Source organism: Nonomuraea sp. B12E4, from assembly GCF_039871825.1.
GTDB lineage: Bacteria > Actinomycetota > Actinomycetes > Streptosporangiales > Streptosporangiaceae > Nonomuraea.
Genome location: NZ_JBDPME010000029.1, coordinates 26,164 through 46,551, shown reverse-complemented (window position 1 = coordinate 46,551; position 20,388 = coordinate 26,164). Strand labels below are relative to the sequence as shown.

The window sequence follows — 20,388 nt, the reverse complement described above, 5'->3', positions numbered from 1 at the left end:
GTGACCAAGCTCCCCACCCTCGATCTCGGGCACACCGCACAAATGCTGCGGGCGCTGTTCGATCTCCCCATACCCGACTCGGGCGAGGCTCGCCTGGCCTCGCCCGACCTGTCGGATCCCGAACCGGCCGTCTGCCGAGCGGACGCGGCCCTGCTGTATGGCAAGGACAAGGAGAAATACGGCGTCATCACGGAGACGCAGCGTGCTCCGGACCCGGAGAAGAAGTATTCGTGGCTGGAATACATCGCCAACTTCCGGGCGCGTGAGGAGTGCCCGGTCTGTCTGGTCGTCATCTGCCCCAATCGAAGAACCGCCCGTTGGGCCAGGAAGCCCATAGCGACCGGCCACCCAGGGCTGACCCTGACCCCCTTGGTCATCGGCCCCGACGAGACCCCTTTCATCACCGATGTGGACGAGGTGCTGAGCAACATCGGACTTGCTGTCGTCGCAGCCATCACAAAGAACGACGACCCGCTGGTCAAAGACGTCCTGGCCCCCTTGATCAAGGCTCTGCACAGGCTCGATCGCGGGCTTGCCACTCGCTACGCTCGGTATCTCGACATATCACTGACAGGCGTCGCACGGAAGGAATGGGGGAGGCTCATGGCTATGCAGACCTACCCGTATCAAGGAGAATACGCCGAAAGCCTGCGGGCCGAGGGTAAGGCGGAAGGCAAGGCGGAAGGCAAGGCGGAAGGCGAGGCCACGCTTCTGCTGATTCTGCTCAAATCGCGCGGTATCGCGGTGTCAGACAAGGTTCGTGAGCGGATCACGACATGTAATGACACTGCCACGATCGAGGCATGGTTTCAGCGGGCGCTGACCGCCGACCCCGCGGAGGAGTTCTTTGTATGACTTTCATGAACCCCCGGACACCGCAGCGGGATACTGGCTGCGCCTCATGGCCACCGAGCAATACGAATACCAGCGTCTCTTCATGCAGGAGATGCGTGAGCAGGCCGAATCGGTGGTCGAGATCCTGGACGCTCGTGGCATAACCATGTCCGGCGAGGTCCGCGAGCGGATCCTTGCCTGCCGCAACTCGTTCATGCTGGACCTGTGGTGTCAGATAGCGAAGAGAGTCCCCTCCGCGCTGGAGCTGTTCCCGCCATGGCACCCGCTACGGGCCGAGAAGGCCGAGGTGGCGGGCGGCGCGGATGGCGAGCCAGACCTCGGTGAACGCGGCGCTTGAGGTCAGATCCCGGCCGGTGAGCGTCGCGAAGCGGCGTAGGCGGTAGGCCAGGGTGTTGGGGTGGATGTGGAGGGCCGCCGCGGCGGCCTCCGTTTGGCGGTTGCGTTCCATCCAGACGCGCACCGAAACGAGCAGTTGCGAATCGTGGGTCTCGTCGTAGGTCAGGGCCTCGCCCAGGACGTGGTCCACCAGGGCCGTCAGGGTGGCCGGGTCGTCGGGGAGCCAGCGGCCCGTGGTGTCCTCGCCGTAGTGGACCAGGGGCTTGCCGGACTCGGCGGCGTGGGTGGCGGCCCAGATCGCCTCGCGTTGGGCCACCCGGAGGGACTCGCCGGGTGGGAAGGGGCGGCTGGCGCCGGCTATGACGGCCGGGACCGTGGCGATGGCGGGGGCCAGGGACGCGGGGCCGAGGACGTAGTGGTCGTCGGCGCGTCTCAGGATGAGGTGGGGGTGGTCGGACAGGGTCCGGCGGAGGGCCTCGTCGTCCGTGCCGCGGATCACCAGCAGGATCGAGTCGGTGTCCAGGGCGAGTCCGAGGCGGGTCAGGCGGCGGCGGGCGGCCGGCGGGTCGAGGACGTCCTGGAGCAGCTCGGCGAGGGTTTCGGCGCCCTCTCGGCGCAGGGTTTCGCGTTCGTGGCGGGCCATGGCGACCTGGAGTGCCGCGACCGTGGCGATGTGCTGGACCACCGCGAGGCCGGCCGGGCGGGCGCCCTCGCGTTCGCGGGCCACCAGGAAACCCGCCGGTCCCCCGGGCGCCGGGACCGGGAGGGCGAAGCCGCCGGGGATGGTGGGGGGTGCCTCCGGGCCGGAGGGGAGGAGGTCGAGGGCGGGGGTCGGGACGCCGGGGAGGAGCGGGCGGCCCTGGGGGGTGCACAAATAGACGTCGTAGCCGGACAGGCGTTCCAGGCGGTTGAAGAGGGTGGTCGTGTCCAGGTCTTCGGAGGCCAGCCAGCGCAGCGCACCGAACACCTGCAACTGCGCCCCGAGCCGGTGGGCGGAGTCCTCCTGCAGCGCCGCCGCGACCTCCTGCGCGATCGCGATGAACGGCACCGCCAGCGGCACCTCCAGCACCGGCATCCCGCGCTCCGCCGCGGCCTCGAAGAACGCCTGGTGCAGCGGCGGCACGTGGAGCTGGGCCGACAGGGCCAGGGCCGAGACGCCGGCGTCGTCGAGGCGTTCGAGATAGGCGCGCTGCCGGGCCGCCCCGCGGGGCACGCCGATGCCCGTCGTCATGATGACCTCGGCGCCGAGCAGCCAGGGCGTGGGGTCGTCGAGCTCGCTCACATGTGCCCACGAGACCGAGCGTGACAGCCCGGCCTCGCCGGCCAGCAGGCGGAGCTGGAGCGCCGGGGAGCGGAGGAGGTCTTCGACCGTGAGCTTGTGGTCGGGCACAACAGACACGGTAATACTTTGTGAACCCGACAATTGTCGCTGGTCGGGTGGCTGGCGAACACTGTCCGCATGAACACAGGTCCCGTCGACTCCTCCCAGGTCCCGCGGTTCGCCGGGCCTGCCACGTTCGCTCGGCTACCCCGGCTCGACCAGGTCGAGCGGGCCGATGTGGCGGTGGTGGGCGTGCCCTTCGACACCGGTGTCTCCTACCGGCCCGGCGCCCGGTTCGGGCCCGCGGCGGTCAGGGAGGCGTCCCGGCTGCTGCGGCCCTACCATCCGGGGCTGGACGTGTCCCCGTTCGAGCGGGCGCAGGTGGTGGACGCCGGGGACATCGTGGCCAATCCGTTCGACATCGGGGCCGCGATCGAGGCGGTCGAGGCCGCCGCCGGCGGCATCGACGCGCGGCTGGTCAGCATCGGCGGGGACCACACGATCGCGCTGCCGCTGCTGCGGGCCGTCGCCAGGAGGCACGGGCCGGTGGCGCTGGTGCACTTCGACGCGCACCTCGACACCTGGGACACCTACTTCGGGGCGGAGTACACGCACGGCACACCGTTCCGGCGGGCCGTCGAGGAGGGGATCCTCGACACCGAGGCGCTCAGCCACGTCGGCATCCGCGGGCCGCTGTACGGCAAGCGGGACCTGGAGGACGACCGGCGCCTCGGGTTCGGCATCCTGACCGCGGCCGACGTGCTGCGGCGGGGCGTGGACGAGGTGATCGACGTGCTGCGGCAGCGGGTCGGGGACCGGCCGGTGTACGTGTCCGTCGACATCGACGTGCTCGACCCCGCCCACGCCCCGGGCACGGGCACCCCGGAGGCGGGCGGGCTCACCAGCCGGGAGCTGCTGGAGATCCTGCGCGGCCTGGCCGGGTGCGACCTGGTGGGGGCGGACGTGGTCGAGGTGGCCCCCGCCTACGACCACGCGGAGGTCACCTCGGTCGCCGCCTCCCACGTGGCCTACGACCTCGTCAGCCTGCTGGCCCTAGGGGAGAGGCGACCATGAGCGGAGGCCTGACCGAGATCGAGACGTACGGTGTCGAGCGCATCCCCGACGCCGACCGCACCGCGCGCCCGCTGGACCTGTTCCGGGTCGCCTTCGGCGGCGCCAACACCTTCGCCACCTGCGTGCTCGGCGCCTTCCCGATCCTGTTCGGGCTGTCGTTCTGGCAGGGCCTGGCCGCCACCGCGCTCGGGCTGGTGGTCGGGGCGCTGATCCTGGCGCCGCTGGCGCTGTTCGGGCCGCTCAACGGCACCAACAACGCCGTCTCCTCCTCGGCCCACCTGGGCGTGCACGGCCGGATCGTCGGCTCGTTCCTGTCGCTGCTGACGGCCGTCGCGTTCTTCTCGATCTCGGTGTGGTCGTCCGGCGACGCGCTGGTGGGCGGCGCGCACCGGCTGGCGGGGCTGCCGGACACCGAGCTCTCGTACGGCGTCGCGTACGCGATCTTCGCCGTCCTCGTGCTCGTCGTCTGCGTGTACGGCTTCCGCTTCATGCTGTTCGTCAACAAGATCGCGGTCGCGGCGGCGTCACTGCTGTTCGTGCTGGGCGTGTTCGCCTTCGCCGGCGACTTCGACCCGTCCTATCCGGGCACGCTCCCACCCGGCGACCCGCTGTTCTGGCCGTCGTTCATCGGGGCGGCGCTGATCGTGCTGTCGAACCCCGTCTCCTTCGGCGCCTTCCTGGGCGACTGGTCCCGCTACATCCCGGCGAACACGCCGCGCTCCCGCGTGATGGCCGCCGCGTTCCTGTCGCAGATCGCCACCATCCTGCCGTTCTTCTTCGGCCTGGCCACCGCCTCGATCATCGCCGCCAGGGCCGCGGACTACGTGGACCCGGCCGCGCCCAACTACGTCGGCGGCCTGCTGGCGGTCTCGCCCGGCTGGTATTTCGTGCCCGTATGCCTGATCGCCCTGATCGGCGGCATGTCCACCGGCACGACCTCCCTCTACGGCACCGGCCTCGACTTCTCCAGCGTCTTCCCCCGTTTCTCCAGGGTGCAGGCCACGGTGTTCATCGGCACCCTGTCGATCGCGTTCATCTTCGCCGGGCGTTTCGCGGCGAACCTGACGCAGAGCATCTCGACGTTCGCCACACTGATCATCACGTGCACCGCCCCATGGATGGTGATCATGATGATCGGCTATGTGACCCGCCGGGGCTGGTACGACCCCGAGGCGCTCCAGGTCTTCAACCGCCGCCAGCGCGGCGGCCGCTACTGGTTCAGTCACGGCTGGAACTGGCGCGGGCTGAGCGCCTGGCTGCTGTCGGCCGGGCTGGCGCTGATGTTCGTCAACCTGCCGGGCCAGTTCGTCGGCCCGCTCGGCGGGCTGGCCGGCGGGGTGGACGTCTCGCTGCCGCTCGGGCTGGCCGTGGCCGCGCTGCTGTACCTGGCGTTGCTGGCGCTCTTCCCGGAGCCGCGCGAGGTCTACGGCCCGGCCGGGCCGCGCCTCGCCCGGTCCGCCGACACCCCGGTCCTGCCCATTGTGGACAGAGTTACGGACGCTGCCACCGAGCAGGTGGCGTGATGGAGTTGGTGGACCTGTCGGTGCCGATCGAGACCGGGATGCCCGTCTATCCGGGCGACCCGGAGGTCTCGGTGGGCCCGGCGCTCACCGTGGCCCGGGACGGCGTCAACGTGCTGGGCCTGCACCTGGGCTCCCAGTCGGGCACCCACGTGGACGCGCCCTTCCACATCGACGACACGCTGCCGGCGCTCGACGACCTGCCGCTCGACCGGTTCTGCGGCCCCGCCGTCGTGGTGGACGCCCGGGGCCTGGCGCCGCGCTCCCCGATCGGGGCCGAGCGCTTCGCGGAGGTCGTGGCGCCGGCGATCGTGCTCGTGGCCACCGGGTGGTCGGCGCACTGGGGGACCGGGGCCTACCAGGGGCATCCCTTCCTGACCGAGGAGGCCGCGGAGCTGCTGGCCGGGCGCGGGATCCGTACGGTGGGCATCGACGCGCTGAGCGTGGATCCCACGCCCGCCACGGACTTCCCGGCGCACCGGGTGCTGTGCGGCGCGCACGCCGTCATCGCCGAGAATCTGACCGGCCTCGGCCGCCTGCTCGACGCGCAGGCACGCGGCCGGTCGATCGAGGTGTTCCTCATGCCGCTGCGGCTGCCCGGGGCCGACGGCGCGCCCGTGCGCGCGGTGGCCAGGGTCGGTTAGCGGGTGCCCCAGGAGTAGGTCTGCTTGCGTAGTTTCAGGTAGACGAACGACTCCGTGGCCCGAACGGCGGGAATGGCGCGAATTTTACTAAGAATTTCCAGGAGGTGGCCGTCACCCTCGCAGACCACCTCGACGATCACGTCGAAGGACCCCGCGGTCAGCACCACGTAGTCGATCTCCTCGATGGCCGCCAGCTCGTCGGCGACCGTCTCCAGGTCGCCCTCGCAGTTGACGCCGATCATGGCCTGCCGGGGGAAGCCGAGAGTGAGGGGATCGGTGACGGCGACGATCTGCATGACCCCCGAGTCCTGCAGGCGTTGCACGCGCTGGCGCACGGCGGCCTCGGACAGCCCGACCGCCTTGCCGATCGCCGCGTACGGCATGCGCCCGTCGTTCTGCAACTGCTCGATGATCTGCTTGGACAGGTCGTCGAGCACCACCGGTCCGGCATTGGAGTTGGTGCGGCGTACGCGCGGTGGCGTCGTCATCGGGGGGGGTCCTCCTAGCGGTCCGGCATCACGGGGGCGTTCCCGCTGGATTGCCTTCCTGGTGCGACATGTTGTCAGTTTCCGGCAGTCTGTCAAGCGAATTCGTAGCAATTTGGTATCTTCGCCACGAAATCCCTTGTCCAGATGCGTACGCTCTGTAAGAGTCGCGGCATCTCAGCCACCTCACGAGGAGGTCACCTTGACCACCCGTCTGCAGAACTTCATTAACGGCGAGTTCGTGGACGCCAAGAGCGGCCGATTCTCCGACATCATCGATCCGTGCACGGGCGAGACCTACGTCCAGGCCCCCCTGTCCGGGACGGAGGACGTCGACGCCGCCTTCGCCGCCGCGGCCACCGCGTTCGAGTCGTGGGGCAGGACCACTCCGGCTGAGCGGGCGAACCTGCTGCTCAAGGTCGCCGACGCGATCGACGCGCGGGCCGATGAGATCAACGAGGCCGAGTGCCTGAACACCGGCAAGCCGCGCGCCCGCATGGCCGAGGATGAGACTCCCGTAGCCGCCGACCACTTCCGCTTCTTCGCCGGCGCCGCGCGCACGCTGGAGGGGCCCACCGCCGGGGAGTTCCTGGCCGAGCACACCAGCGTCATCAGGCACGAGCCGATCGGCGTGGTGGGCCAGGTCACCCCGTGGAACTACCCGATGATGATGGCGGTCTGGAAGATCGCCCCCGCGCTGGCGGCCGGCAACACGATCGTGCTCAAGCCGTCGGACACGACCCCGGTCTCCACGCTCAAGCTCGCGGAGATCCTCGGCTCGGTGCTGCCCGCGGGCGTCTTCAACGTCGTGACCGGCGACCGCGAGACCGGTGCCCAGGTGGTGGGCCACCCCACGGCCGCGATGGTCGCGATCACCGGCTCGGTCGGCGCGGGCATGTCGGTCGCCAAGAGCGCCGCCGACGACCTCAAGCGGGTGCACCTGGAGCTCGGCGGCAAGGCCCCGGTCGTGGTGTTCGAGGACGTCAAGGACCTGGCCAAGGCCGCCGGGGACATCGCCGTGGCCGGCCTCTACAACGCCGGCCAGGACTGCACCGCCGCCTGCCGGGTGCTGGTGCAGGAGAGCGTGCACGACGAGTTCGTGGCCGCGCTGACGGAGGCCGCCGCCGGCACCGTGACCGGCGACCTGTCCAACGCGGAAGCGCTCTACGGGCCGCTCAACAACGAGAACCAGCTCGCCCGGGTGCAGGGCTTCATCGAGCGGGTGCCCGCGCACGCCAAGGTCCTCACGGGTGGCCGGCGGATCGGCGACAAGGGCTACTTCTTCGCGCCGACGATCGTGGACGGGCTCCGGCAGGACGACGAGATGGTGCAGAACGAGGTCTTCGGGCCGGTGATCACCGTCCAGACGTTCACCGACGAGGCCGACGCCCTGGCCAAGGCCAACGACGTCAAATATGGCCTGAGCGGCTCGGTCTGGACCTCCGACCACGGCCGCGCGATGCGCATGTCGAACCGGCTCGACTTCGGCGTGGTCTGGGTCAACACCCACATCCCGTTCGTCTCGGAGATGCCGCACGGCGGCTTCAAGCACTCCGGGTACGGCAAGGACCTGTCCGTGTTCGGCCTGCACGACTACACCAGGGTCAAGCACGTCATGCACTACATCGGTGAATAGCCCGATGACCGGATCATCGGCGATCGAACTCGTCGACGTCGTCAAGGAGTACCACTCGCACGGAGAGGTCGTCCGGGCGGTCAAGGGCGTGACGCTGGACATCGCCGAGGGGGAGTTCTTCTCCCTCCTCGGCCCGTCCGGGTGCGGTAAGACCACCACCATGCGCATGATCGCCGGCTTCGAGGCCCCCTCGAAGGGCCTGGTGAAGCTGCTCGGCCAGGACGTCACGAACGTCCCGCCGAACAAGCGCGACGTCAACATGGTCTTCCAGTCCTACGCGCTCTTCCCGCACATGAGCGTCTGGGACAACGTGGCGTTCGGGCTGAAGCAGCGCAGGACGCCGCAGGAGGAGATCAGGCGGCGGGTCGGCGAGATGCTGGAGATCGTCGATCTCGCCGGCCGGGAGAAACGCCGGCCGCGCGAGATGTCCGGTGGCCAGCAGCAGCGGGTGGCGCTGGCCAGGGCCCTGGTCAACCGGCCGCGGGCGCTGCTGCTGGACGAGCCGCTGGGCGCGCTCGACCTCAAGCTCCGCCAGGCCATGCAGATCGAGCTCAAGCGCATCCAGCGCGAGGTCGGCATCACGTTCGTGTACGTGACACACGACCAGAACGAGGCGCTCACCATGAGCGACCGGATCGCGGTCATGAACGACGGCCTGGTCGAGCAGCTCGCCGGGCCGCGCGAGATCTACGAGCGGCCCTCGACCGCGTTCGTGGCCGGTTTCATCGGCACCTCCAACCTGCTCGCGGGCAGCGCCGTGGGCGGGGAGCTGAAGGTCGGCGGCGGCCGGGTGCTGGTGCCCGGGCACGACGGCGACGTGTCGGTGACCGTGCGACCCGAGAAGATCACCATCGGCGGGGACGAGCCGGGGACGGGCGTGAGCGCCGTTCGGGGCACCGTCAGCGAGGTGGTCTACCTGGGCACCTACAACAGCTACACCGTGAGTCTCACTGACGGGGTGGAAATTACGGTTTTCCAGCAGAACGTGCACGATGCCGCGGCCACGGCGGAGCGGGGCGACTCCGTGTGGCTGGCCTGGCAGGCGCAGCACTCGTATGTGATTGGAAGTTGATAGCACTCCATGGACCCCCGCCTGCCTCTCCTACGAGGCATGACCCAGCCCCGTACCCGCCGTGACGCCCTCAGGCTGGCGGGCCTGTCGGCTGCCGGTCTCGCCCTGGCCGCCTGTGGCGTGCAGGGACAGAAGGCCGCGCCGCCCAAGGCCGACGCCGTCCAGGACTTCTGGTCCAAGCAGACCAAGCACGGCAAGGTCGTCTTCGCCAACTGGCCCGAGTACATGCCCGAGGACAAGGGGCCGCTGGAGAAGTTCAAGAAGGACACGGGCATCTCGTACGAGTACAAAGAGGTCATCCAGGAGAACGCGGAGTTCTTCGGTAAGGCCGACCCCGTGTTGCGCGCCGGGCAGTCGCTGGGCTACGACATCGTGGTCATGACCAACGGCGTCCAGCTTGAGCACATGATCGAGCTGGGCTACGTCGTGCCGCTCGACCACGCCCGGCTGCCGAACTTCCAGGCCAACGCGGGCCAGAAGTACAAGGAGCGGGTCTACGACCCCGGGAACAAGTACACGATTCCGTACACGTCGGGTGTGACGGGGATCGCGTACAACACCAACTACGTCAAGGACGACATCACCAGCATCGAGTCGTTGTTCGATCCCAAGTACAAGGGGCGGGTCGGCATGATGGCCGACGCTCAGGAGATCGGCAACTTCGGGATGTTCGCGCTGGGGATCGATCCGGAGAAGTCGACCGAGGCCGACTGGAAGAAGGCCGGGGAGAAGCTCCAGGCGCAGCGCGACGCCGGAATTGTCCGGAAATATTACGATCAGAGCTACATTGACGCCGTGTCCAAGGGCGACATCTGGCTGAGCATGGCCTGGTCGGGCGACATCTTCCAGCGGCAGCTCGCCGGTGAGCCGGTCAAGTTCGTGGTCCCCGAGGAGGGCGGCACGATCTGGACCGACAACATGCTCATCCCCAAGGGCGCCGCCAACCCGGTGGACGCGCTCATGCTGATGGACTACCTCTACCAGCCGGCCGTGGCCGCCGAGCTGGATGAGTTCATCCAGTACGTCACGCCGGTCCCGGCCGTGCAGGACCTGCTGCGGGAGAAGGCGAAGGCGGCCACCGGCGAGGACAAGAAGTCGCTGGAGGAGATGGTCGACAGCCCGCTGATGTTCCCGACCGAGGCCGACTACGCCAAGCTGCGTACCTACACCAAGCTCACCACCCAGCAGGAGCAGGTGTTCAACCCGATCTTCCAGTCGATCACGCAGGCGTAGCGATGAGGCGGCTCACCCCCTACCTGCTGGCCCTGCCGAGCTGGATGTGGCTGGCGATCTTCCTGGTCGTGCCCATGGTCGCGATGGCGTCGGTGTCGTTGCAGACCGGCAACGCGATCGACGGCTTCGTCATGACGTTCAGCTTCTCCAACTACGGTGACGCGCTCAGCAGGTACAGCCCCCAGTTGCTGCGCTCGCTGCTCTATGGCGGGCTCGCCACCGTGGCCATGCTGGTGATCGGCTATCCGGTGGCGTACTGGATCGCCTTCCGGGGCGGCAACCGCAAGTCGATGTACCTGTTCCTGCTGCTGCTGCCGTTCTTCGTGTCGTTCGTGCTGCGTACGATCTCGTGGAACTTCCTGCTGTCCGACAACGGCATCCTGTTCGGCACGCTGAAGGGCTGGGGGTTGCTGCCTGCGGACTTCCACGTGCTGGCCACGACGTTCGCCGTGGTGGGCGGGCTGACGTACAACTTCCTGCCGTTCATGATCCTGCCGATCTACGTGGCGCTGGAGCGCGTGGACCCGCGGGTGGTGGAGGCCGCGCAGGACCTGTACGCGACCCGGGCGGCGGCCTTCCGCCGGGTGGTGCTGCCGCTGTCGCTGCCCGGGGTGTTCGCCGGGGTGCTGATGACGTTCGTGCCGGCCACGGCCGACCCGATCAACGCGCAGATCCTCGGCGGCACCGCCAACACCATGATCGGCAACATCATCCAGACCGAGTACCTGACGAACCTCGACTACCCGACCGCCTCCGCGCTCTCGTTCACGCTCATGGCGGTGCTGCTGGTCGGCATCTTCATCTACGCCAGGGTGCTGGGGACGGAAAACGTCCTTGAGGCGGCGGCCCGATGAGGGGCACGAGGGTCGGGGACCGGCTGCTGCACATCTACACGTGGATGATCATCGTCTGGCTGTCGTCGCCGATCGCCGTGATGATCGTCTTCGGGTTCAACGACAAGCAGAGCAAGTCGAACACCTCCTGGCAGGGCTTCACATTCCGGTGGTACACGGAGTTGTTCGACATCTCCGACCTGACCGTGGCGTTGTACAACTCGCTGAAGATCGCTGTGATCAGCACCGTCATCACGGTGGTGATCGGCACCATGCTCGGGCTGGCGCTGGGGCGGCACCGCTTCCGCGGCAGGGGCGTGACGAACTTCCTGGTCTTCGCCGCCATCTCCACGCCCGAGCTGGTCATGGGCGCGTCGTTGCTGTCGCTGTTCGTCTCCGGCAGCGTGCCGCGCGACCAGGACACGATCATCGTCTCGCACGTGCTGTTCTCGCTGTCGTTCGTGGTGGTGACGGTGCGGGCGCGGGTCGTCACGCTGGACCCGGCGCTGGAGGAGGCGGCCAGGGACCTGGGGGCCACCGCGTGGGGCACGTTCAGGCAGGTGACGCTGCCGTCGATCCTGCCGGGCGTGCTGGCCGGGGCGATGTTGTCGTTCGCGCTGTCCATCGACGACTACGTGGTCACGAGCTTCGTCAACGGCTCCACCGTCACGTTCCCGCTGTGGATCGTCGGTGCCGTGAAGACGGGGATCCCGCCGCAGGTCAACGTCATGGGTACGTTGATCTTCGGCGTTGGCGTGCTGATCGCGATCGCCAATGCGGTGGCGGCGCGGCGCCGTCATTGACAACTATGACTTCGTAGGGAAGTGGGATTTGTGGATCCGCTGAAGGCGCTGGCTGATGCGGAGCGCAAGCCGTACTGGCTGGACAGCCCGGCCAGACCCGAGCCGCAGCCGCGGCTTGACCGCAGCACCCGAGCCGACCTGGTCGTCGTCGGCGGTGGCTTCTCGGGGTTGTGGACCGCCCTGATGGCCAAGGAACGTGACCCCTCGCTGGACGTGGTCCTGCTCGAGGGCCGCAGGATCGGCTGGGCGGCCACCGGCCGCAACGGCGGGTTCTGCATGGCCACCCTCACCCACGGCCTGGCCAACGGGGTGGAGCGGTGGCCCGACGAGATCGCCCGGCTGGAACGGATGGGAGTGGAGAACCTCGACGAGATCGAGGGCACGCTGGAGCGCTACGGCCTCGACTGCTCGTTCGAGCGCACCGGGGAGCTGCACGTGGCCACCGAGCCGTGGCAGCTCGACGCCCTGCAGGAGCACCTGCGCCTGGTCTCCGGCCTGGGGCTGGACTACCTGGCGCTGGACCGGGAGCAGGTGCGGGCGGAGGTGAACTCGCCGACCTACCTGGGCGGCCTGTGGGACCGCGGCGGTTGCGCCATGCTCGACCCGGCGCGGCTGGCGTGGGGGCTGCGCGAGATCTGCCTGCGGCTCGGCGTGCGGGTCCACGAGCGCACCCCGGTCCGGGCCCTGCACGACGACGGGACCACGATCACCCTGCGCACCCCGCTCGGGGCCGTCTCGGCGCCGCGGGTGGCGCTGGCCACCGGGGTGTTCCCGCCGCTGCTGCGGCGGCTCAAGCACTTCCTGGTCCCGGTGTACGACTACGCGCTGATGACCGAGCCGCTGACCGAGGCCCAGGTCGCCGAGGTGGGCTGGCGCAACCGGCAGGGCGTGGGCGATTCGGCCAACCGGTTCCACTACTACCGGCTGACCGACGACAACCGCATCCTGTGGGGCGGCTACGACGCGGTCTACTACAACGGCGGCCTGGTCAAGCCCGAGTACGACCAGCGCGACGAGACCTTCGTCAAGCTCGCCACCCACTTCTACGAGACGTTCCCGCAGCTCGACGGGGTGCGGTTCACCCACAGGTGGGGCGGCGTGATCGACACCTGCAGCCGGTTCAGCGCCTTCTACGGGCGGGCGCACGGCGGGCGGCTGGTCTACGCCGCCGGCTACACCGGCATGGGCGTCGGCGCCACCCGGTTCGGCGCGAACGTGATGCTCGACCTGCTGTCGGGCCGGCCGACCGAGCGGACCGAGCTGCGGATGGTGCAGGAGAAGCCGATCCCGTTCCCGCCCGAGCCGGTGCGCTCGGGGGTGATCCAGGTGACCCGGTGGTCGATCGCCCAGGCCGACGAGCACCAGGGCCGGCGCAACCTGTGGTTGCGTACGCTCGACAAAATGGGGCTGGGCTTCGACTCGTGACGCAAACTTGGGCGTATGAGAGTTGATTTCGTCGTGGACGGCCTCACCCTGGCCGGAGACCTGCGGGTGCCGGGCGGGGTTGGGCCGTGGCCGGGGCTGGTGTTCACCGGGCCCTTCACCGGGGTGAAGGAGCAGGTCACGGGGCTGTACGCGGAGCGGCTGGCGGCGCGCGGCTACGTGACGCTGGCCTTCGACCATCGCAACTGGGGCGAGTCGGGCGGCCGGCCGCGGTTCGAGGAGGATCCGCAGGGCAAGTTGCGGGATCTGCGGGCGGCGGTGTCGTTCCTGCGGGGGCGGTCCGAGGTGGACGCGGAGCGGATCGGGGCGGTGGGGGTGTGCCTCGGAGGGGGATATGCCCTGAAATTTGCTGCTTTTGAGCCTCGGGTGAAGGTGTTCGCGGGGATCGCCGGGGCGTACAACAACCCCTACACCATGCGGGCGGGCATGGACTACCAGGACGTGCTGGGGACATTCGCCGAGGTGCTGGAGCGGCAGGATCGGGGCGGGCCGGTCGAGTGCCTGCCGGCGGTGTCGGAGCGGGGCGAGGCCGCCATGCCGGGCGACGAGCCGTACGCCTACTACGGGACCGAGCGCGGCGCCGCGCCCTCCTGGGAGAACTCCGTGACCAGGGCCGGCGTGCGAGAGCTGGTCACGATGGACAACATGATGGGGGCGGACTTCCTGTCGCCCAAGCCGGCGCTGATCGTGCACGGGGTCGTCGACCGGTTCTGCCCGCCGGAGGGCGCCGAGGAGGTCTTCCGGCGGCTCGACCAGCCCAAGCGGCTCGTCTGGGTGGACGCCAAGCAGCACATCGACCTCTACGACCGCGAGCCGTACGTCACCCAGGCCGTGGACGCGACCGCCGACTTCCTGCGCGAGCACCTGTGACGTGGCAGGCAAGGCCGTCGTGAAGGAATGGCCAGGAAAGCGCCGGGTCCGATGAGGTTGGCCGGAAAAAGGGAAGTATGCGTGCGAACCCCCGCTGAGATCGCGGGGGTTGGCGCGTGCGTGCTGAGTGGACTTGCTGGCGGGCCTGCCTGGCCCTGGCGCTCGTGGCGGGGTGTGCGGGGTGCGGGTCCGATCAGGCGGCGGTCCTGCCCGCCCCGGTGAGGGAGCCGGCCAAGATGGTGCGCTGTTTGCTGAAATATCCGCATATCAGGGCCGGGCGGGTGGCCCGGGTCCGTCTCAGGACGGACCTCGCCCGCTACGTGAGCGGGCGCCCCGGTCGGATCGTCTACGCCGCGCAGGACCTGGTCAGCGGGGTGCGGCTGGGTCAGGGAGAGCACGAGCGCGACATGATCAGCGCCAGCGGGGCCAAGGTGGACATCGTGACCGCGCTGCTGCAGCGGCGTACCGGCGGGCTCGACGAGGAGGAGCTCGACCTGGCGGCCCGCATGATCAAGGAGAGCGACAACAAGGCGGCGGACGCGATGTGGTCGCGGATCGGCGCGGGCGGGGCGATGAGCGAGTTCTACCGGCGGATGGGGCTGAAGGAGACCACACCGGGGCCGGGCAAGTACTGGGGCGGCACCACGACGAGCCCCGCCGACCGCCTCCGGCTGATGAAGGTGCTCGTCAAGGGCGGCAAGGGCCTGAGCGCCCGCGACCGGCGGCTGGTGTTGAGGCTGATGAGCCAGGTGATTCCTGATCAGGCGTGGGGCGTCAGCGCCGCCGCCCGGCCGGGTGACCGGGTGGAGCTGAAGAACGGCTGGACCCCGCGTCCGTTCAAGAACAACACCTGGGCCGTCACCAGCTACGGGCGGGTGACCGGGCCGGGGCGCGACCTGCTGCTGTCGGTGCAGACGGACGGACAGCCGGGGGAGGGGACGGGCAGGGAGACGATCGAGGGCATCACCCGCCTGATCGGCACCCGCCTCGACTCCCTCTCCCCGACCGTCACCCGCCTCTGTCCGACCAACGCCTTCGCCTGACCGGGCCTCAGGAGCGGGCGCCGGCCAGGACCTCCTCGGGGATGACCTTCGGCACCCCGCGCAGCCCCACCAGCGCCAGCACCGCCACCACCGCCAGCAGGCCCGCCGTGACGAGCGAGGTGAGGTGCACCCCCTCGATGAAGGCCGCCTGCGCCGCCTGGACGAGCCGGCCGGCCTGGTCCGGGGGCAGCGTCGCGGCCGTCCCCACCGCGCCCGCGATCGACTCCCGCGCGGCCTCGCCGGGGACCCCGGCGGGCAGCACCAGATTGGCCCGGTAGGCGCTGTTGAGCACGGTGCCCAGGATCGCGATCCCGAGCGCCCCGCCCAGCTCGAACGCCGTCTCCGACACCGCGGCCGCCGCCCCCGCCCGCTCCCTGGGCGCGGTGGCCAGCACGTTGTCGTTGTTGACGGTGAAGGCGAATCCGATCCCCAGACCACCGATGATCATGACGGGCAGCAGGACGAGGTAGTTCAGCTCGGTCCCGAGCGTGCTGTAGTAGAGGAAGGCGCCCGCGTTCATGGCCAGGCCCAGCGCGACCACGCCGTTCCTGCCGATGCGGTGGATGAGCTTGGCCGCCAGCACGCCGCCCACCGCGCCGCTCAATCCGCCGGGGATCTGGGCCAGGCCCGCCTGCAGCGGCGACCAGCCGAGCACGAGCTGCAGGTACCAGGCGAACATCAGCATCATGGCCGACATCGCGAAGATCGACAGCAGGTTCGTGTAGATGGAGGCCGTGAACGCCCGGCGCCTGAACAGCCGCACGTCGATCAGCGGCTCGGCCAGCCGCGTCTGCCGCCACCCGAACAACCCCAGCAGCGCCATCCCGGCGATGCCCGCCGCCAGCACGTCCGTGTGCTCCAGACTCTTGTGCGCGGCCTCCTTGATGGCGTAGACGGTGGTCACGATCCCGGCGAAGGACAGCGCGACACTGATCAGGTCGAGCCGGCCGGCGTGCGGGTTGCTCGACTCGGGCAGCACCAGCACCCCGCCGACCAGCACGACCACCATGATCGGCACGTTGATCAGGAAGACCGAGCCCCACCAGAAGTGATCGAGCAGCAGGCCACCGACCACCGGGCCCAAGGCGAAACCGGCGGCGCTCATCCCGCTCCAGATGCCGACGGCCGTGGTCCGCTCACCGGGGTCGGTGAACACGTTGCGGATGATCGATAGGGTGGACGGCATGATCGTGGCGCCGGCCACGCCGAGCAGCGTCCGGGCGGCGATCAGCAGCTCGGCGTTGGGGGCGTACGCGGTGATCACCGAGGCGACGCCGAACGCGGCCGCGCCGATCAGCAGCAGGCGCTTGCGGCCGATGCGGTCGCCGACGTTGCCCATGGTGACGAGCAGGCCGGCCAGCGCGAAGCCGTAGATGTCGCCGATCCAGAGCAGTTGCGTGGAGCTCGCGCCGAGGTCGGTCACCAGCCTGGGCAGAGCCAGGTGCAGGACCGTCAGGTCGAGCGAGAGCAGGAGGGTGGCCAGGCAGGCGATGGCCAGACAGGACCATTTGTTCTTCATGCCGCCCACTCTGGGAAGGGCGGCTGACGGCCCACGTACCGTTCGCTGACGGGCCCGCCTACGGGCTGCCCAGCGTGGCCAGGCCCGCCTCGATGCGGACGCGGGTGCTCTGGGCGCTGTACCAGTCGTCGGGGCACACCTCGCGCGCCTGGTCCAGCAGCGTGCGCGCCTGGTCCAGGTCTCCCTCGGCCAGCGCCACCTCGCCCAGGCCGAGATACGCCCAGGCCAGCACCTCCGTCGAGCCGTTGCGCCGCGACTGCTCCGCCGCCTGGGCGTAGTCGTCCCGTGCGCCCATCCGATCGTCCAGACCCATCAGGGCGTCGCCTCGCCGGCACAGGCTCTCGGCGATCTCCGTCTTCGCGCCCAGCTCCCACGCCGTCGTCAGCGCCTCGCCCGCCAGCGTGCACGCGGCCTCGAACTCGCCCTGCTCGTGGCACAGGTTGCTGAGCCCGGACAGCACCAGCACCGTGCCCCAGCGCTCCCCGATGGCGGTGAACGCGGCCCGGCACTGCTCGAAATGGGCCCGCGCCTCGTCGATCTTCCCCTTGATCTGCATCACGAAGCCCGACCCGCCGTGGGCCAGCGCCCGCTGCCAGGGTGGAAGGTGGGCGACGTTCCGCATGACGAGCATGTACGCCTCGTCGAAGTCGTCGGGCGGCCCCGTGAACATGGCCAGCAGCATCATCAGGAACTCGACCCGCATCGGCACGTAGGTCAGCGGCAGCAACTCGCGCACCACGGCCAGCCGGGCCTGCAGCCGGTCGTCGGCCTCGCCGGTCCAGGCGGTGACAAGCACGCACGTGGCATATTCCTCGTCCAGGTGCTCGAACGACGGGGCCGGATCCAGCTCGGCCAGCAGCTCGGCGGCCAGGTTGGCGCTGGCGACGCGATGGCCGCGCATCCACCAGTAGCAGGCGCTGTGGGCCAGCAGCCGCAGCCCCACCTCCAGCCGCCCGGACTCGGTCACCCAGCGCACGGCCGCGCTGAGGTCGTCGCTCTCCTCGTCGAGCCGGGCCAGCCACTCCATCTGCTCGCGGGTGCGCAGATGGGAGTCGGCCGTGATCACCAGGTCGAGGTAGTAGTCGGCGTGCGCGTCCCGGGTCGCGGCCACCTCGCCGGAGTCCGCCAGCCGCTCGGCGCAGAAGGCCCGGATCGTCTCCAGCATCCGGTAGCGCCCGTCCACGACCTCCACCAGCGACTTCTCCGCCAGCGAGAACAGCACGTCCTCCGGCAGCCCGCACACCCGCTCGGCCGCCTCGGGCCGCGCGCCGGCCACGAACACCGTCAGCCGGGCGGCCAGCCGCTGCTCGTCCTCGTCCAGCAGGTCCCAGCTCCACGCGACGACCGCGTGCAGCGTCTGGTGCCTGGGCAGCGCCGTACGGCTGCCGCGCGTCAGCAACCTGAACCGGTCGTCCAGCCGGGCCGCGATGTCGGGCAGCGACAACGTACGCAGCCGCGCCGCGGCCAGCTCGATGGCCAGCGGCAGCCCGTCGAGCGCCCGGCAGATGCGCGTCACCTGTGCCGCGTTGCCCGCGTCGACCGCAAAGCCCGGCCGCACGGCGGCGGCCCGGTCGGCGAACAGCCGGACGGCGGGATGGTCCAGCGGGTTGCCCGCCGCCGGCGGCGGCAGCCGCAGCGGCGCCACCGGCAGGATGGACTCGCCGGTGATGCCGAGCGCCTCGCGCCCGGTCACCAGCACCCGCAGCTCCGGGCAGGAGGCCAGCAACTGGTCGGTCAGCTCGGCGGTGGCCGCGACGAGATGCTCGCAATTGTCCAGGACCAGCAGCAGTTTGCGGTCGGCGAGCGCGGTGACGAGCCTGGCGACCGGGTCGAGCACGGGCCGGTCGGGATTGTGCAGCAGGGCGTCGCGGATGTCGAGCGCGTCCAGCACCGCCCAGGGCACGTCGGCACCGTCGGAGACCGGCGCGAGCGGCACGACGCACACGTCGCCCGCCGCCTGCTCGGCCGCCTCGGTCGCGAGCCGGGTCTTGCCCGCGCCGCCCGGGCCGATCAGAGTGACAAGCCTGTTGGCGCCCAGCCGCTCGCCCACCTGCGCCAGCTCCTCCGACCGGCCGACGAAGCTGGTGAGCTGGGCCCGCAGCCCCCGCCTGAACCGCGGCCCGCCGGCGGTCGCCGGGGCGCCGAGCGCGGGGTCGGCCCGCAGCACGGCCAGGTGCGCGGCGGCCAGCTCGGCGCCAGGCTCGACGCCCAGCTCCTCGTCCAGCAGCTTTCTGGCCTTGTCGTAGACGGTCAGCGCCTCCGCCTGGCGGCCGCTGCCGTAGAGGGCGCGCATGAGCTGGGCCCGCAGCCGCTCGCGCAGCGGGTGCGCGGCGGTGAGCTGGCTCAGCTCGGCCACCAGCTCCCGGTGCCTGCCCAGGTCGAGGTCGGCCTGCACACGGGCTTCGGTGGCGGCCAGCCGCAGCTCCGCCAGCGCCGCCGCGGCGGCCTCGGCGTGCGGGGCGTCGGCGAGCGGCTCCCCCCGCCACAGCTCCAGCGCCTCGCGCAGCAGGGCGGCGGCCCGGCCGGGGTCGCCGTCGGCCAGCGCCTGCCGGCCCTCCTGCGCCCGCAGCTCGAACTCGCGCGCGTCCACGTCGCGCGGGTCCGCGATCAGCCGGTATCCGGCCGGGTGGAACTCCACCAGATCCCGGCCCAGCGCCCGGCGCAGCCTGGACACCTGTGACTGCAGCGCGTTGGCCACGCCCTCGGGGGGCCGCTCGCCGTACATGCCGTCCACGAGCTGCTCCGCGCCGACGATGCGGCCGGCGTGCAGGGCGAGCAGCGTCAGCAGGGCACGGACCCGGGGACCGCCGAGTGTGACCGGCTCGCCCTCCTCATCCAGCACGGTGGTGGGACCGAGGATCTGGAAGCGCATATGTCGATTATCGCGGCCGCGGGTCCACTTCGGTCTGGGCGGACTCACGGGGGCTCCTGCTCAGCAGGGCTTCCAGCACTCCCGCGGCCAGGGCGAGCGCGTGCTCGGGCGCGGGGCAGGGACGCAGCCCGGCGCCGAACGTCAGGTGCGGGGTACGGCCGCGGGCGAGGTCGAACCGATCGGGTTCGGCGAACGCCTCCGGGTCGCGGTTGACCGCCACCAGATCGATCGTCACCTCCTCACCCGTCCGGGTGTCGAGCCTGCGGGTGGCCTTCAGCGGCGGATCCTGCCGGAGTGTCTCGTGGAGCAGCGCCTCGACGTCGTCATCCGCCGATGCGTGCGCGAGCGCGGTCTCGATGAGCGCCTCCGTGGCGGCGTGTCCCTGCAGCAGGAGCGTGATCGCGGGCAGGTCGGTCAGACCGAGCAATTCGGCGACGGCGGCGTCGGCCGGCGGGCTCTCCTCGCCGGACAGGTAGCCGGTCGCGGCGGCGGCCACGGCGCTCGTGTCCCGCACGCCGAGCGCGGCGCCCAGCACCGCCGTGGGCACGCCCCGCCAGTCGCCGTCCCGCTCGGCGGTCATGGCCCTGGCGGCCGTTCTCAGCTCGGCCGGGTCCAGCGTGGCCAGCCGCTCCACGAGCAGGTCTCGCCGCTCCGCGTGCGTCCGGCCGGTACTGAACCTGGACACCTGGGCACGCAGCCAGGCGAGCGTGCCCTCGCCGCCGTCCTGGCGGACCGGAGACGGCACGTATCCGGCGTCGCCCAGCAGTGTCCTGGCCTGGGCATGGCTTGTGATCAGCATGTTCAGCACGTTAGGACGTCATGGCTTCGG

The 20,388-nt window shown here is 70.3% G+C and carries 18 protein-coding genes; 13 read left to right on the top strand and 5 right to left on the bottom strand.

What is annotated here, in order from left to right:
• Together ABGB18_RS40400 and ABGB18_RS40395 are read left to right on the top strand one after the other, a co-directional pair.
• A complete protein-coding gene (locus ABGB18_RS40400; RefSeq protein ID WP_347700966.1) occupies positions 1-855 on the top strand; it encodes a hypothetical protein in 855 nt (284 codons plus the stop codon).
• A 46-nt stretch (positions 856-901) separates the two neighbouring features.
• Positions 902-1,192 (top strand): hypothetical protein, encoded by a 291-nt coding sequence (locus ABGB18_RS40395; protein ID WP_347700965.1) that lies wholly within the window; start codon positions 902-904, stop codon positions 1,190-1,192.
• Here the strand turns inward: ABGB18_RS40395 and ABGB18_RS40390 are convergent.
• On the bottom strand, positions 1,121-2,590 hold the full coding sequence (locus tag ABGB18_RS40390) for a PucR family transcriptional regulator ligand-binding domain-containing protein (protein WP_347700964.1): 1,470 nt from the start codon (positions 2,588-2,590) through the stop codon (positions 1,121-1,123). The genes ABGB18_RS40395 and ABGB18_RS40390 overlap by 72 nt on opposite strands.
• A gap of 60 nt (positions 2,591-2,650) precedes the next feature.
• Here ABGB18_RS40390 and speB point away from each other — a divergent pair, with 60 nt between their 5' ends.
• Genes speB through ABGB18_RS40375 form a run of 3 tightly spaced genes read left to right on the top strand, consistent with a single transcriptional unit; the run spans position 2,651 to position 5,750 of the window.
• Positions 2,651-3,586: an agmatinase gene (speB, locus tag ABGB18_RS40385; protein ID WP_347700963.1), complete on the top strand. Its 936-nt coding sequence runs from the start codon at positions 2,651-2,653 to the stop codon at positions 3,584-3,586.
• Positions 3,583-5,109: a cytosine permease gene (locus ABGB18_RS40380; RefSeq protein WP_347700962.1), complete on the top strand. Its 1,527-nt coding sequence runs from the start codon at positions 3,583-3,585 to the stop codon at positions 5,107-5,109. Before speB ends, ABGB18_RS40380 begins: the two co-directional genes overlap by 4 nt.
• Positions 5,109-5,750, top strand: a complete 642-nt coding sequence (locus ABGB18_RS40375) for a cyclase family protein (protein ID WP_347700961.1) — start codon at positions 5,109-5,111, stop codon at positions 5,748-5,750. The genes ABGB18_RS40380 and ABGB18_RS40375 overlap by 1 nt, the downstream gene beginning before the upstream one ends.
• Here the strand turns inward: ABGB18_RS40375 and ABGB18_RS40370 are convergent.
• Positions 5,747-6,238, bottom strand: coding sequence for an Lrp/AsnC family transcriptional regulator (locus ABGB18_RS40370; RefSeq protein WP_347700960.1), 492 nt, complete (start codon positions 6,236-6,238; stop codon positions 5,747-5,749). The genes ABGB18_RS40375 and ABGB18_RS40370 overlap by 4 nt on opposite strands.
• Before the next feature lie 199 nt (positions 6,239-6,437).
• Here ABGB18_RS40370 and ABGB18_RS40365 point away from each other — a divergent pair, with 199 nt between their 5' ends.
• From ABGB18_RS40365 to ABGB18_RS40330, 8 genes are all read left to right on the top strand, one after another.
• A complete protein-coding gene (locus ABGB18_RS40365) occupies positions 6,438-7,871 on the top strand; it encodes a gamma-aminobutyraldehyde dehydrogenase (RefSeq protein WP_347700959.1) in 1,434 nt (477 codons plus the stop codon).
• Between the two features lie 4 nt (positions 7,872-7,875).
• Complete coding sequence (locus ABGB18_RS40360; RefSeq protein ID WP_347700958.1) at positions 7,876-8,943, top strand: ABC transporter ATP-binding protein; 1,068 nt, start codon at positions 7,876-7,878, stop codon at positions 8,941-8,943.
• A 39-nt stretch (positions 8,944-8,982) separates the two neighbouring features.
• The gene (locus tag ABGB18_RS40355; protein WP_347700957.1) at positions 8,983-10,176 is read left to right on the top strand and encodes a spermidine/putrescine ABC transporter substrate-binding protein; all 1,194 of its coding nucleotides are present in this window, start codon (positions 8,983-8,985) and stop codon (positions 10,174-10,176) included.
• A gap of 2 nt (positions 10,177-10,178) precedes the next feature.
• Positions 10,179-11,030, top strand: coding sequence for an ABC transporter permease (locus ABGB18_RS40350; RefSeq protein ID WP_347700956.1), 852 nt, complete (start codon positions 10,179-10,181; stop codon positions 11,028-11,030).
• Positions 11,027-11,812 (top strand): ABC transporter permease, encoded by a 786-nt coding sequence (locus tag ABGB18_RS40345; protein WP_347700955.1) that lies wholly within the window; start codon positions 11,027-11,029, stop codon positions 11,810-11,812. Before ABGB18_RS40350 ends, ABGB18_RS40345 begins: the two co-directional genes overlap by 4 nt.
• A gap of 30 nt (positions 11,813-11,842) precedes the next feature.
• Positions 11,843-13,237: an FAD-dependent oxidoreductase gene (locus ABGB18_RS40340; RefSeq protein WP_347700954.1), complete on the top strand. Its 1,395-nt coding sequence runs from the start codon at positions 11,843-11,845 to the stop codon at positions 13,235-13,237.
• Between the two features lie 15 nt (positions 13,238-13,252).
• A complete protein-coding gene (locus ABGB18_RS40335; protein WP_347700953.1) occupies positions 13,253-14,125 on the top strand; it encodes an alpha/beta hydrolase in 873 nt (290 codons plus the stop codon).
• 236 nt (positions 14,126-14,361) lie between these two features.
• On the top strand, positions 14,362-15,168 hold the full coding sequence (locus ABGB18_RS40330) for a serine hydrolase (protein WP_347700952.1): 807 nt from the start codon (positions 14,362-14,364) through the stop codon (positions 15,166-15,168).
• A 7-nt stretch (positions 15,169-15,175) separates the two neighbouring features.
• Here ABGB18_RS40330 and ABGB18_RS40325 read toward each other — a convergent pair whose 3' ends face one another.
• Genes ABGB18_RS40325 through ABGB18_RS40315 form a run of 3 tightly spaced genes read right to left on the bottom strand, consistent with a single transcriptional unit; the run spans position 15,176 to position 20,358 of the window.
• Positions 15,176-16,687, bottom strand: coding sequence for an MFS transporter (locus tag ABGB18_RS40325; RefSeq protein ID WP_347700951.1), 1,512 nt, complete (start codon positions 16,685-16,687; stop codon positions 15,176-15,178).
• 58 nt (positions 16,688-16,745) lie between these two features.
• The gene (locus ABGB18_RS40320) at positions 16,746-19,559 is read right to left on the bottom strand and encodes a BTAD domain-containing putative transcriptional regulator (RefSeq protein ID WP_347700950.1); all 2,814 of its coding nucleotides are present in this window, start codon (positions 19,557-19,559) and stop codon (positions 16,746-16,748) included.
• Between the two features lie 7 nt (positions 19,560-19,566).
• Positions 19,567-20,358: a hypothetical protein gene (locus ABGB18_RS40315; protein WP_347700949.1), complete on the bottom strand. Its 792-nt coding sequence runs from the start codon at positions 20,356-20,358 to the stop codon at positions 19,567-19,569.
• Between the last annotated feature and the right edge of the window lie 30 nt (positions 20,359-20,388).

Coding starts and splice junctions, on each gene's coding strand:
- ABGB18_RS40395 (WP_347700965.1), top strand. CDS start 902: ATGGCCACCGAGCAATACGAATACCAGCGTCTCTTCATGCAGGAGATG.
- ABGB18_RS40350 (WP_347700956.1), top strand. CDS start 10,179: ATGAGGCGGCTCACCCCCTACCTGCTGGCCCTGCCGAGCTGGATGTGG.
- ABGB18_RS40360 (WP_347700958.1), top strand. CDS start 7,876: ATGACCGGATCATCGGCGATCGAACTCGTCGACGTCGTCAAGGAGTAC.
- ABGB18_RS40345 (WP_347700955.1), top strand. CDS start 11,027: ATGAGGGGCACGAGGGTCGGGGACCGGCTGCTGCACATCTACACGTGG.
- ABGB18_RS40320 (WP_347700950.1), bottom strand. CDS start 19,559: ATGCGCTTCCAGATCCTCGGTCCCACCACCGTGCTGGATGAGGAGGGC.
- speB (WP_347700963.1), top strand. CDS start 2,651: ATGAACACAGGTCCCGTCGACTCCTCCCAGGTCCCGCGGTTCGCCGGG.
- ABGB18_RS40370 (WP_347700960.1), bottom strand. CDS start 6,238: ATGACGACGCCACCGCGCGTACGCCGCACCAACTCCAATGCCGGACCG.
- ABGB18_RS40375 (WP_347700961.1), top strand. CDS start 5,109: ATGGAGTTGGTGGACCTGTCGGTGCCGATCGAGACCGGGATGCCCGTC.
- ABGB18_RS40315 (WP_347700949.1), bottom strand. CDS start 20,358: ATGCTGATCACAAGCCATGCCCAGGCCAGGACACTGCTGGGCGACGCC.
- ABGB18_RS40330 (WP_347700952.1), top strand. CDS start 14,362: ATGGTGCGCTGTTTGCTGAAATATCCGCATATCAGGGCCGGGCGGGTG.
- ABGB18_RS40335 (WP_347700953.1), top strand. CDS start 13,253: ATGAGAGTTGATTTCGTCGTGGACGGCCTCACCCTGGCCGGAGACCTG.
- ABGB18_RS40380 (WP_347700962.1), top strand. CDS start 3,583: ATGAGCGGAGGCCTGACCGAGATCGAGACGTACGGTGTCGAGCGCATC.
- ABGB18_RS40355 (WP_347700957.1), top strand. CDS start 8,983: ATGACCCAGCCCCGTACCCGCCGTGACGCCCTCAGGCTGGCGGGCCTG.
- ABGB18_RS40325 (WP_347700951.1), bottom strand. CDS start 16,687: ATGAAGAACAAATGGTCCTGTCTGGCCATCGCCTGCCTGGCCACCCTC.